The organism is Aureibacter tunicatorum, from assembly GCF_036492635.1.
GTDB lineage: Bacteria > Bacteroidota > Bacteroidia > Cytophagales > Cyclobacteriaceae > Aureibacter > Aureibacter tunicatorum.
The window spans coordinates 1,084,684-1,096,827 of sequence record NZ_AP025305.1; the positions used below are offsets into that span (position 1 = coordinate 1,084,684).

12 protein-coding genes are annotated in these 12,144 nt (G+C 38.1%); 11 read left to right on the forward strand and 1 reads right to left on the reverse strand.

The window, feature by feature from the left end:
• Positions 1-44: 44 nt before the first annotated feature.
• From AABK36_RS04660 to murB, 10 genes are all read left to right on the forward strand, one after another.
• Positions 45-575: a hypothetical protein gene (locus tag AABK36_RS04660; RefSeq protein ID WP_309937879.1), complete on the forward strand. Its 531-nt coding sequence runs from the start codon at positions 45-47 to the stop codon at positions 573-575.
• A gap of 4 nt (positions 576-579) precedes the next feature.
• Positions 580-1,452 carry a UbiA family prenyltransferase gene (locus AABK36_RS04665; protein WP_309937880.1) on the forward strand — a complete coding sequence of 291 codons (873 nt, stop codon included), beginning with the start codon at positions 580-582 and terminating at the stop codon, positions 1,450-1,452.
• Between the two features lie 81 nt (positions 1,453-1,533).
• Positions 1,534-2,109, forward strand: a complete 576-nt coding sequence (gene purN, locus AABK36_RS04670; protein WP_309937881.1) for a phosphoribosylglycinamide formyltransferase — start codon at positions 1,534-1,536, stop codon at positions 2,107-2,109.
• A 75-nt stretch (positions 2,110-2,184) separates the two neighbouring features.
• Positions 2,185-3,714: a bifunctional phosphoribosylaminoimidazolecarboxamide formyltransferase/IMP cyclohydrolase gene (gene purH, locus AABK36_RS04675; protein WP_309937882.1), complete on the forward strand. Its 1,530-nt coding sequence runs from the start codon at positions 2,185-2,187 to the stop codon at positions 3,712-3,714.
• Between the two features lie 275 nt (positions 3,715-3,989).
• Complete coding sequence (locus AABK36_RS04680; RefSeq protein WP_309937883.1) at positions 3,990-5,015, forward strand: rod shape-determining protein; 1,026 nt, start codon at positions 3,990-3,992, stop codon at positions 5,013-5,015.
• Positions 5,016-5,239: 224 nt separating this feature from the next.
• Positions 5,240-6,127, forward strand: a complete 888-nt coding sequence (gene mreC, locus AABK36_RS04685) for a rod shape-determining protein MreC (protein ID WP_309937884.1) — start codon at positions 5,240-5,242, stop codon at positions 6,125-6,127.
• Positions 6,128-6,655, forward strand: a complete 528-nt coding sequence (locus tag AABK36_RS04690; protein ID WP_309937885.1) for a Rod shape-determining protein MreD — start codon at positions 6,128-6,130, stop codon at positions 6,653-6,655. It abuts the gene before it with no gap.
• Complete coding sequence (locus AABK36_RS04695) at positions 6,648-8,459, forward strand: peptidoglycan D,D-transpeptidase FtsI family protein (protein WP_309937886.1); 1,812 nt, start codon at positions 6,648-6,650, stop codon at positions 8,457-8,459. The genes AABK36_RS04690 and AABK36_RS04695 overlap by 8 nt, the downstream gene beginning before the upstream one ends.
• 1 nt (position 8,460) lies before the next feature.
• Positions 8,461-9,726, forward strand: a complete 1,266-nt coding sequence (rodA, locus tag AABK36_RS04700; protein ID WP_309937887.1) for a rod shape-determining protein RodA — start codon at positions 8,461-8,463, stop codon at positions 9,724-9,726.
• A gap of 3 nt (positions 9,727-9,729) precedes the next feature.
• Entirely contained in the window at positions 9,730-10,758 is a 1,029-nt protein-coding gene (gene murB, locus AABK36_RS04705) for a UDP-N-acetylmuramate dehydrogenase (protein WP_309937888.1), read from the forward strand.
• A gap of 17 nt (positions 10,759-10,775) precedes the next feature.
• Here murB and AABK36_RS04710 read toward each other — a convergent pair whose 3' ends face one another.
• A complete protein-coding gene (locus AABK36_RS04710) occupies positions 10,776-11,267 on the reverse strand; it encodes a deoxycytidylate deaminase (protein WP_309937889.1) in 492 nt (163 codons plus the stop codon).
• A gap of 225 nt (positions 11,268-11,492) precedes the next feature.
• Here AABK36_RS04710 and AABK36_RS04715 point away from each other — a divergent pair, with 225 nt between their 5' ends.
• Positions 11,493-12,143: a hypothetical protein gene (locus AABK36_RS04715; protein ID WP_309937890.1), complete on the forward strand. Its 651-nt coding sequence runs from the start codon at positions 11,493-11,495 to the stop codon at positions 12,141-12,143.
• Position 12,144 lies beyond the last annotated feature (1 nt).

The following is a 12,144-nucleotide window of genomic DNA, read 5'->3' on the forward strand; positions in this document are numbered from 1 at the left end:
GAAACTCGAAGGGCTTTAGCCCTTTTTTATTTAAATGATGTACTATGTTGAATCCTAATTTGAAAAAAGTATTCGCAGTAGGAGCTGTATTAGGAGTAGTTCTTTTGTCTGCGTATTATTTTCTTGGAGGGTTTGAAAAACTTGATATTTCCAAGTCAGACAAACGTGAATTTGTTATATATGGAGTTTTAGTAGAAGGAAGATATTCTGATCCGAAAATTGAAGAAACGTTTGCCAAGTCTAGAGAAATTGTAGAACAAAATCATGGTGGAAGCATAGCCATTGTGAATTACCCTCATGAGAATGAAAAGCAGGGGTTTGTAAAGCAGTTTGTTGGCGTGGTGGGAGCGGATGCAATTGCGTCTGGTACTGACGGGTTTACTAAACTGGTGATTCACGGCAATGGTGCTGTTCATGTTGTTTTTCCTCAAAGTGTGATGGCTATGCCAAGACCTAAGGATGTTAGAGATCAAGTCGCTGCGTTTGCAAAAGAAAATGGAGGAGTTTTGCAGGGTGAAAGCATAGAATTGTACAACTCGGATAATACGGTTGAAAGTTATTTTCCACTGAAGTGATTTTATGAGTACGCTTTATTCAAGATATATCGTTTTAGGTGCAAGACTGTTTAGAGGAAAAGAATTGAGCATTATGACCTTTGCTTTCGCTTTAGCCTCTTTATGTTTTGTGTTAAAGTGGGAATATCAAGGCTGGGGAACGTACACATATTTGACTTTGATGGTATTGTGGCTCACGAATGTGTTTTTACTTTCCGGGGCATTTGTGAGCAATGATTACCATGATATAAAGTTTGATTACATCAATAAGCCTGAGAAGGTGATCATTGGCAACGAACTAAGCCGTAGGAAAGCTATATTGACTCAATGGGGCTTGACATTGGTGGGGCTTTTATTGTCAATGGCAATTTCATGGAAGGCGCTGATTTTTTTTATGTTCTTTTCTATTGTGCTGTGGAGTTATACGGTTTATTTTAAGAGGACTTTTATTTGGGGAAATATTGTGGCGGGCTTGCTGGGCGCAGGCTTTATGTTGCAATTTAGTTTGGTGTTTGACCTCAAAGCAATGCCTCTGTACATTTACTCAATGTTTGCATTCATTTTTGTGATGTTAAAGGACCTGATTAAGGATCTGGTGAACTATTATGGAGAGAAGGCAGGTGGCGTGGATTCAATGCCTGTAAGATTGGGAATTAGGCGTTCCAAGCAAGTAATAATGTATGTATTGGTATTTTTTGTCTTGCTGTGGAGTATTTTTTTGATTTATTATTTTCAAGGGTTCTATCTAGCGATAGCTTTTATTCTTATGTTGCCGATTCTTCTTTTTGTGAAAGTATTAAGGAATGCCGACACGAGAACAAAATTTCGACGAGTGGCCTTTTGGTTTGACCTTTTGACTGTCTACGGAATGGTAAGCATGTTTTTTCTTAAAATTTAACGCTAAAGTTGAGTATAAAAGAGTTTATTCGGGTAAACCTATTATTTTTGTAGACATTATTTAAGATAACCTAGAATAGTGATGTCGAGCCCAAAGAAAATAGCAATACTTGCTTCTGGTAGCGGAACTAATGCTCAGAAAATTTTTGAAACATTTGAAAGTGACGATGACGTGAAAGTCGTAGCTTTGATGTCTAATAAAAGCGATGCTTATGCGTTGAAGAGAGCTGAGAATTTTAATATTCCTACATTCGTTTTTAATAGAGAAGACTCTAATAGTGGGAAGCTGTTGGAAAGGCTTAATGCATACGAGGTAGACTTGGTGGTTTTGGCTGGTTTTTTATGGAAAATTCCTGACAATATCACTAAAGTGTATAAAAATAGAATAATCAATATTCACCCGTCATTGCTTCCCAAGTATGGAGGAAAAGGCATGTATGGAATGAATGTGCATCAAGCAGTAGTGGATGCTAAGGAAAAAGAATCGGGAATTACTATACACTATGTCAACGAATTTTATGATGAAGGTGAAGTGATATTCCAAGCTACATGCGAAGTGCTTCCAACAGACACGCCAGATTCTTTGGCTCAGAAAATCCATGCTTTGGAATACGCTAATTTTCCGAGAGTTATCAAGGAAACATTGAGTGCCATGTAATAAGTCGATTTACGACAGGCATAAGGCAATAAAGAAATATTAAAACAAGATAAATACCCGCCAAAAAAAGAACAAATGGAAAGAAAAAAAATCAAGTCAGCTTTAATTTCCGTATTTTACAAGGACAACCTAGCACCAATAGTTAAACTATTGGGAGAGCATGGTGTGACAATTTATTCTACAGGAGGCACGCAGAAGTTTATTGAAGATCAAGGAGTAGAAGTAGAGGCCGTAGAGGACTTGACAGCGTATCCGTCAATATTGGGAGGAAGAGTTAAGACTTTGCATCCAAAAGTATTTGGTGGTATTCTGAACAGAAGAGACAATGAAACAGATCAGCAACAAATTGAAGAGTTTGAGATCCCTTCAATTGATCTTGTGATTGTTGATTTGTACCCATTTGAAGAAACAGTTGCTTCGGGAGCTCCTGAACAAGACATTATTGAGAAAATTGATATTGGAGGAATTTCCTTGATTAGAGCAGCTGCGAAAAATTTCAAGGATGTATTGATTGTCTCATCAAGAGATCAATATCAAAAAGTGGAGGAGTTGTTGAGAGAGAAGGAATGCGCTACTGAGTTGAGCGATAGAAGAAGCTTTTCAGCTGATGCGTTTAATGTATCTTCTCATTATGATTCTGCTATTTTCAATTACTTCAATCAAGAGGAAAATATTCCTGCCTTAAAAGTTAGTGAAACAAACGCGAAGGTATTGAGATATGGGGAGAACCCTCATCAAAAGGGTGTTTTCTATGGCAAGTTGGATGAGATGTTTGACCAATTGAATGGCAAAGAAGTTTCTTACAATAATTTGGTAGACATTGATGCGGCGGTTTCATTGATCGAAGAGTTTGACAAGGACGAAGCTGCGTTTGCTATTTTGAAGCATACCAATGCGTGCGGAGTTGCTATAGGCAGCGATGTTAGAGATGCTTATCTAAAGGCATTTGCATCTGATACTATATCCGCATTTGGAGGAATTTTGATTACAAATCAAGCGGTGACTCTTGAAGCGGCTGAGGAAATAAACAAATTGTTCTGCGAGGTTTTGATCGCGCCAGGTTTTGACGAAGAAGCTTTGGACTTGTTGAAGTCTAAAAAGAACCGTATCATTCTTAAGCAAAAGCAAAGCTTAAGCGGAGAGAAGCAGTTCAAGAGTTTGTTGAATGGTGTTATTGAGCAAGATAGAGATTTAATTACTGATTCCGCGGATAAATTGGAAGTTGTGACTAAAGTTGCACCAACTGCAGATGAAGTTGATGCTTTAGTGTTTGCCAGCAAAGTGTGCAAGCATACTAAGTCCAATGCAATAGTTCTGGCGAAAAATGGACAATTATTGGCAAGTGGTGTTGGACAAACTTCAAGAGTTGACGCGCTAAGACAAGCTATTGAAAAAGCAAAGTCTTTTGGATTTGATTTGAAAGGCGCTGTAATGGCTTCTGATGCATTTTTCCCATTCCCGGATTGCGTGGAGATTGCAGATGGTGAAGGTATTGAAGCGGTGATTCAACCAGGTGGTTCTGTTAAAGACCAGCTTTCTGTAGACTATTGCGATGCACATGGCATGAAAATGGTCTTCACAGGAACAAGACACTTTAAGCATTAATAAAATGATTCTTTAGGAGGAAAATGTTCAATACGTTTTCTTCCTAAATTTTGAGTTGGTTGCGGATTGAAAATAGCGATGATTTGTTTATTATAAAATACTCAAATCGTTTGCATTATGGTCAAAAAATAACTAACTAACATGTTGATAACTTTATTTATCCACGACAGTCACGGCCTGTTTACTGGCAAGTTTAAAAGGTGTGAATAATTGGCTGTCTAAGGATTTTCAGAATACTTAAGAAAAGGGTAACTCTTCTAAAAAGACAATTAAATATGGGCTTCTTTGATTTTTTATCAAGCGATATAGCGATAGATTTAGGAACTGCCAACACCCTGCTGATTTATAAAGACAAAGTAGTTATTGATGAGCCTTCGATAATTGCCATGGACAAGAGAACAAAAAAGGTCTTGGCAGTTGGAAAAGAGGCGATGCAAATGCATGAGAAAACTCATGAAGATATCAAGACTATTCGTCCTTTGAAAGACGGAGTGATTGCGGATTTCTATGCTGCTGAACTGATGATCAGCGGATTCATAAAGATGGTTGACAAACTGAATAAGTTTATCATGGCCAACCATCGAATAGTAGTATGCATACCTTCAGGAATTACCGAAGTGGAAAAGAGAGCTGTTAAAGACTCTTGCGAGCATGCTGGAGGTAAGGAAGTGTACATGATCAAAGAGCCGATTGCCGCAGCCTTAGGGATTGGCATCGATATAGAGCAACCTATTGGTGCAATGGTAGTGGATATTGGAGGAGGAACTACTGAAATTGCAGTTATCGCTCTTTCAGGTATAGTTTGCGATCAATCCATTCGAGTTGCCGGCGACACTTTCAATAAAGATATATTGGATTATATGAGGCGTCAGCATAATCTGTTGATTGGTGAGAGGTCTGCTGAGCGAGTTAAAATAGAAGTGGGAGCTGCATTGACAGAATTGGACGAGCCGCCAGAGGATTATGAGATCAGGGGGAGAGACTTGATGACAGGTATTCCTAAAGTAATAAAGGTATCGTATTCGGAAATTGCATTTGCGATTGATAAATCAGTTTCTAAGATAGAGGAGGCGGTTCTTAAGGCCTTGGAGATCGCTCCGCCGGAATTGTCAGCGGATATTTATGACAATGGAATACACTTGACTGGTGGAGGCGCTTTGTTGAGAGGTTTGGATAAAAGATTAGCATTGAAAACTAAGTTGCCGATTCATGTGGCTGAAGATCCATTGAGAGCAGTTGTAAGAGGCACAGGTTTGGCGTTGAAAAATATTAATCAGAACAAAGCTGTTTTGATGCGATAGTCATTTAAAATTTCCACAAGTATAGTTTCTTACTTGATGGATATGCATTATTTTTACATTCAACATTTTCGTTTTCATTTATATGTTGCGAGGATGTTGAATTTGTTTTTTTAGGGATTATCGAAAATGCTTAGAGGGTGATCGTCTTTTTCGGTTGCATTCATCAATGCATGGTTCGAAATTATATTCTTGAAAATTATCACAGTATTAATCAGGAGAATTGAATGCATAAATTATTCTTATTTTTATTCAAAAGAAGAACGTTCATATTGTTTGTGGTGCTTGAGTTGGTTTGTTTTTTTTTAATTGTCAAGCATAATAGATTTCAAAGCGCTTCTTTCTTCAATTCATCAAATGCTGTAATTGGTGGCATGCTCCAACAGAAGTCAAGCATTTATGATTATTTCTCGCTTAAGAGGGTAAATAACGAGTTGGCTTTTGAAAATGCCAAACTGAGGGCAAGGTTGTACAGTTTGGAGGGGAAAAATTTGGTTTTGCCGGATTCACTAGGAGATTCTTTAAGATTGAAGCTTTTTAATGAAAAGCTAAATGTGGATAGCTTAGGAGAAAACCACTTTAAAGGTGATTATGAATTTTTGCCGGCAAAGGTTATCAACAACAGTGTCAAGTTTGCGAACAATTATATAACACTGGATAGAGGAAGACTAGGAGGGGTTGAAAATGGTATGGGAGTGATAAGCGACCAAGGCGTTGTGGGAATTGTTAAGAGTGTTTCCAATAATTTCTCCACAGTTGCCTCACTATTGCACACAAATATATTAATCTCTTCCGAAATCAAATCTGTGGGCGTGATAGGCTCAGTAAGATGGGATGGTGAGGAGCCTAGAGTTGTGATGCTTGATTATATCCCAAGGCATATCGATGTGCATAAAGGAGATACAGTTGTGACTTCAGGTTATAATGCGATTTTCCCTCAGGGAATTATGGTGGGAACTATCGATGAGGTTGACTTGCCGCAAAATCAATCATTTTACGATATAAGCGTCAAGTTGTCTAATGATTTCACAGCTCTCAAGCATGTGTATTTGGTTGAAAATAAGAATAAGTTGGAAATTGATTCGCTACAGAATCAAACTGATTTGAAAAAGTAAATGAAGCAATCATTATATATAAGACAGGTGATGCATTTCGCCTTGTATGTGGGCATGCAGGTTATATTTTTGAAAAACCTAGTCATGTTTCAAATGGCTTTCACATTTGTATACATAGGTTTTGTTTTATTATTGCCTATTAGAATAAGTCCTGTAGCGAATCTGATGATAGGTTTTTTTACAGGCCTGATGGTTGATATGTTTTATGATACCTTGGGAATAAATGCCGCTGCTTGTACTTTATTAGCTTATTTGAGGTTGCACTGGTTGAATTTTATAAAACCGCAAGGTGGCTACGAAAATATCAATATACCTTCAGTTAGAAACTTTGGATTAAGGTGGTTTTCATATTATACTTTGCCATTGATTTTCATCTTTATTTTTACGTTCTTTTTTATTGAGCATGGAGGTATTAAAATGTTCTCTTCTGCGTTACTTAAAAGTATTGCGAGTACCTTTTTGACTTATTTTCTAATTACTCTGATCCAATACTTGTTTTACCCACGTCAGAAGGATAGTAATGAATAGCGAACAAAAAAAATATATTGTTCAAGGAGCGGTTTTGTTTATTGTAGTGATCTTTTTAGTAAGATTGGCAAAACTTCAAGTCTTTGACAGCACTTATAAATCAGCTGCTGAGAACAATATCATGAGAAAGTATACAGAATACCCTTACCGAGGTTTGATTACTGACCGCGAAGGGGATTTCCTTGTTATCAATGAACCTGTTTATGATTTGGTTGTAGTGCCTAATGAAGTTAGAGGTTTGGATACTTTGTCTTTTTGCGAGTTGTTTGGCATAGAGAAGGTTGATTTTGAAGAAAAACTATCTTCAGCCAAAAAATATTCTTGGGTTAAATCTTCTGCTTTTCTCAAGCAATTTTCGAATCAAGAAGTGGCCGCTTTTCAAGATTTTTTGGTTAATTATCCAGGATTTTATTTGGAAGCAAGGACGATTAGATCTTACCCCCAGCATATACTAGCGGGAGCGTTGGGCTATACTGGAGAAGTTAGCGCGGAGAAATTGGAAAGAGATACAACTGGGTATTACAGAAGAGGAGATTTTATTGGAATAAATGGCCTTGAAAGATATTATGAAGGAGAGCTGAGAGGCAAGAGGGGCGTGCGCTACAAGATGGTGGACGTGAGAGGTATTGTGAAAGGGAAGTTCAAAGAAGGAGAATATGATACCTTGTCTCAGCCTGGCATGATCCTAAAGTCAACGATAGATCCTGAGCTTCAAAAGTATGGAGAATTGTTGATGGATGGTAAAATGGGCTCTATCGTTGCTATAGAGCCAAGAACAGGTGAGGTGCTTTCGATAATCTCGGCACCCTCTTATGATCCAAATTTATTGTCTGGTCGTAATTTTGGCTCCAATTATGGCGTTTTGGTAAAAGATTCCTTAAGGCCGCTATTCAACAGGCCAATTATGGCGACTTATCCTCCGGGGTCAATATTTAAGATGGTTAATTCTTTGATATTCTTGCAAGAAGGAGTTATCGGACCGCATGAAAAAATTTATTGCGACAATTCCTTGATTAAAGATCACGCGCCTCCAGGAAGCTATGATGTGAAGAAGTCTATCCAATATTCTTCTAATAACTTTTATGTGATCATGTTTAAAAGGTTGTTGGAACAAGGAAGAGATCCTAATCGATTCAAGGATGCTGCTATAGGGCTGGAGAAGTGGAAATCATATGTGAATAAATTTGGCTTAGGAAGCAGGTTGGGTGTTGATTTGCCAAATGAGAAATCAGGGAGCATACCTGGACGAAGTCTTTACGATAAGTTTTACGGTCGCAATAGATGGAAAGCGTCGACTATCGCATCGCTTAGTATAGGTCAAGGTGAAATGCTTGTGACGCCTATACAGATGGCTAATGTTGCCGCGATTATAGCTAACAAAGGGTATTATTACCCACCGCATATTATCAAGGAAATAGGTGAATCTGGAGCTCCCTTGGATAAATATCAAGAAAAGTATTATACGGGCATCAATAGAGAATATTTTGATCCTATTTATGAGGGAATGAGTCTTGCGGCTGATAAAGCAGCTCGTTCATTGGTGCCGGGAATCAATATATGTGGAAAAACTGGTACGGCGCAAAATCCGCATGGAGCGGATCACAGTGTATTTGTAGCTTTCGCGCCAAAGGAAAATCCGAAAATAGCTCTGGCTGTGTATGTTGAAAATGCCGGGTGGGGAGCGAGAGCCGCGGCTTCAATAGCCAGTTTGATGATGGAAAAATATTTGAAAGGCGAAGTGTCTCAAGAAGACTTGGAAGCTTATGTGCTGAAGGGAGACTTCTTAGATGGAGAAATGAATTAACATGCGCAGAGAAAATATCATAGGAAAAATAGACTGGGTGATCGTATTGATATATTTCATATTAGTGATAATGGGATGGCTCAATATTTACGCGGCAGTATATGATGAGCAGAATGTATCCAATATATTCGATACGAGTCTGAATTCCGGTAAGCAATTGATGTGGATTGGGGTTAGCTGTTTTGTTATACTCGCTATATTGATTATCGACCTCAAGTTTTATGATGCGTTTGCCTTTATCATCTATGGTCTTACCATGGGACTCTTGATATTTGTGCTGATTTTCGGTCGGGAAGTCGCAGGGTCAAAATCATGGTTCGAGTTAGGTTTTATTAGGCTTCAGCCTGCGGAATTTGCCAAGTTTGCAACGGGTTTGGCTATTGCGAGATATTTGAGCGATCCCTCCAAGAGGTTTGATCAGATGGAAACAATCGGTAAATGCTTGCTCATTTGTCTGATTCCTATGCTTCTGATTCATCTTCAGGGAGACACGGGGTCTGCATTGGTTTATTTAGCATTGTCTGTCGTCTTTTTTAGGGAAGGATTAAATCCTAATATTTTCATCTTGGGAATCGTTACAACAGCTTTATTTATTTTTACCTTGCTTTATCCTGTGGAGCATATAGTGGTAGGAGTGACAGGCTTGGCGATCATTATTTTCTTTATTGGCAAACGTGGAATTAAAAAGGGTTTGATATTGCTAGGGAGTGTTATCGTGATTACTTCTGTGGTCTTTAGTGTGGACTATGTCGTGGATAATGTGATGAAACCCCACCAGCAAAATAGGGTAAAGGCTTTCATCAGTCCTGAATCAGACCCAATGGGCTATGGTTGGAATGTGACTCAATCAAAAATCGCTATTGGCTCAGGAGGTGTATTTGGCAAAGGCTTTCTTAATGGAACGCAAACAAAGTTTAGGTTTGTCCCAGAGCAAAGCACTGACTTTATTTTTTGCACATTGGGAGAGGAGCATGGTTTTGTGGGAAGCGCAACAGTGATTATATTATTTGCGATATTATTTTGGCGGATAATATTCATTGCTGAAAGGTCAAAAAATAGATTTACGCGAGTTTACGCATACTCGGTTTTGTCTATCATGTTGTTTCACTTCTTTGTCAATATTGCCATGACGATTGGTTTATTCCCTGTTATCGGAATTCCTTTGCCTTTTTTTAGTTATGGGGGATCGTCATTGCTGTCATTTACGATATTTTTATTCATTTTAGTTAAGTTGGATGCTCACAGAATGGAGCTTTTAGAAAGGTAAATCATGCAAAAAATCAAGTCAAACCACCCTTTATTAGAATATAATACTTTTGGCATACCTGTTCTGGCTAAATACTTTGCGGAAGTGAGTAGTTTGGATGAATTGCTAACAGTGCTGAAGTCCGAAGAGGCCAAGGAGAATCCGATTTTTTTATTAGGAGGAGGAAGCAATATTTTATTAACACAGCCAGTAGATTCTTTGGTTATTTACAATAATATCAAAGGTATTGAAGTAGTAGCTGAGGATGATGAGTTTGTGTATGTGAAGTCCGGAGGTGGAGAGGTTTGGCATGAATTGGTGCTCTACTGTGTTGAAAATGGTTGGGGAGGATTGGAGAATTTATCCTTGATACCGGGAAAAGTAGGTACGTCTCCCATACAAAATATAGGAGCCTATGGCGTTGAGTTGAAAGATGTGTTTATGAACTTGCGTGCTCTTAACTTGGAAACATTGGAAGTTGAAGGGTTTGAAAAAGAAGCATGCGATTTTGGATACAGATCAAGCGTGTTTAAGAAGGAGAAGAAAGGCAAGTATTTTATACTTGATGTAGCTTTCAAGCTTCGAAAGAATCCAGAGTTGAATGTGTCTTATGGAGCTATTCGTGAGGAGTTGATTAATTCTGCTGGAGATAATGAGCAACATTGGGATATCGCTGATGTGAGCAGTGCCGTAATGAAAATAAGGCAGAGCAAATTGCCTGATCCGGCAGTGATAGGAAATGGCGGAAGCTTTTTCAAGAATCCTGTAGTTTCGAATGAACAGTTTTGCAAATTGACTCAGGCTTTTGCTGATATACCATCATATAAAGTTGACGATTTTCAAGTAAAAGTACCTGCAGGCTGGCTCATAGAAAAAGCAGGATGGAAAGGGTATAAGGAAGGAAATATTGGAGTTCATGAGAAACAAGCTTTAGTGTTGGTGAACTTTGGAGGAAATAATGGCAAGGCGATTAAGAATTTGGCTGAAAAAATTCAAAAGAGCGTTTTTGAAAAGTTCGAGATTGAGATTAGCCCAGAAGTGAATATATATTAAATGAATTCACTGGAATATTAAACCAGTGAATCCACAATTTCTTTTTCTAAAAAAGTTCCTTCGTATTTGGTGACTTCCACGCCAAATTTTCTAAGAAATTCGATTCCTTCGTCAAATGGCAGGCCTTTGTATTCAGCGTAAGAATTTAGATATATAACTTTTTGAATTCCAACGCTTAATATGATTCTAGCGCAAGCTAAGCAAGGAGCTAGGGTTACATATAAAGTGGAGCCATCTACTTTTGCGTCATTTTTCATGGCATAAAGTATCGCGTTTTGCTCAGCATGCATTGCTAAAGAACAGCTTCCCTTAGAGTCTCTAGAACAACCTTTTTCAGGCCATTCTTCATCGCAGTTGTGCGTATGCGCTGGAGGACCATTGTACCCTACGGAAATGATTCGAGTTTCTTTAGCGAGTACGGCACCCACATGTTTTTTGATACAATGAGATCTCATGGCCATATTTACAGCGAGCTCCATGTAAATGTCGTCAAAATCAGGTTTATTCATAATAATCTTTACTTCACAATATTTTCTCCTTAGACTAAGTTGCAAATGGGCTTCATTTATTTAGAAACAGGTGTTTTATGCCCAAGTTTTCTTGCTTTGTCAATATAATTCAACTCAATTTTTTTAGCAAAAAGATTAATAAATAAAAATTTATGCAGCTTAATGTCCTTTCTTTTCGTAAAAATATTTAAAATTTGCAAATAGGTGTCAAAAATCATTTTTACTATGAAAAAATTTAGTCTTATCATGATAGCCCTTTTGATGGGCTTTGCAACGGTAATGAGTTTTGCTCAAAGTTCTCAAAAGGATGCTAAGAAGAGCATAAAGAAAAAAGCGGTAAAGGAAGCTCGCAAAGAAGCTAAGAAGCTAGGAAAAGATGGCTGGGAAGTAGCTCCGGGAGCGATTCCTTTGGATAAGCAATTACAGGAAGCATGGATGAGGCAATATGAAAGAGATGAGAAGGGATATCCAATGTACTATGTTTCGCAAGGTGTTTCCGTGTCAAATTCTACTGCCGCTGCGAAATTGCAAGCCATAGAATTGGCAAAATTAGAGCTAGCGGGTATGATTTCTTCAGATATAACTGCTTTGATAGAGAACAGTGTCGCGACTAATCAATTGAGTTCTAATGATGCTGAAAGTGTAACAGAGACTGTAGCAGCGTCTAAGAATATCATCATGCAACAGTTGGGAAGGACCTTGAAATTAATCGAAATATTTAGACCTGTAGGGGAAGGAAACACAGAGGTGTCAGTAAGGATAGCTTATAATCAAGAGCTAGCTATGGAAGCGGCTAAAAAAGTGTTGAAAAAAGAGCTGGAAGAAAAAACAGAGAAGCTTCATGGTCAGATCGATGATATTCTTGAGTTGAACTAAT

Bases quoted from the DNA above. Each gene is read 5' to 3' on its own strand.
- AABK36_RS04660 (WP_309937879.1), top strand. From the start codon at position 45: ATGTTGAATCCTAATTTGAAAAAAGTATTCGCAGTAGGAGCTGTATTA.
- AABK36_RS04665 (WP_309937880.1), top strand. From the start codon at position 580: ATGAGTACGCTTTATTCAAGATATATCGTTTTAGGTGCAAGACTGTTT.
- purN (WP_309937881.1), top strand. From the start codon at position 1,534: ATGTCGAGCCCAAAGAAAATAGCAATACTTGCTTCTGGTAGCGGAACT.
- purH (WP_309937882.1), top strand. From the start codon at position 2,185: ATGGAAAGAAAAAAAATCAAGTCAGCTTTAATTTCCGTATTTTACAAG.
- AABK36_RS04680 (WP_309937883.1), top strand. From the start codon at position 3,990: ATGGGCTTCTTTGATTTTTTATCAAGCGATATAGCGATAGATTTAGGA.
- mreC (WP_309937884.1), top strand. From the start codon at position 5,240: ATGCATAAATTATTCTTATTTTTATTCAAAAGAAGAACGTTCATATTG.
- AABK36_RS04690 (WP_309937885.1), top strand. From the start codon at position 6,128: ATGAAGCAATCATTATATATAAGACAGGTGATGCATTTCGCCTTGTAT.
- AABK36_RS04695 (WP_309937886.1), top strand. From the start codon at position 6,648: ATGAATAGCGAACAAAAAAAATATATTGTTCAAGGAGCGGTTTTGTTT.
- rodA (WP_309937887.1), top strand. From the start codon at position 8,461: ATGCGCAGAGAAAATATCATAGGAAAAATAGACTGGGTGATCGTATTG.
- murB (WP_309937888.1), top strand. From the start codon at position 9,730: ATGCAAAAAATCAAGTCAAACCACCCTTTATTAGAATATAATACTTTT.
- AABK36_RS04710 (WP_309937889.1), bottom strand. From the start codon at position 11,267: ATGAATAAACCTGATTTTGACGACATTTACATGGAGCTCGCTGTAAAT.
- AABK36_RS04715 (WP_309937890.1), top strand. From the start codon at position 11,493: ATGAAAAAATTTAGTCTTATCATGATAGCCCTTTTGATGGGCTTTGCA.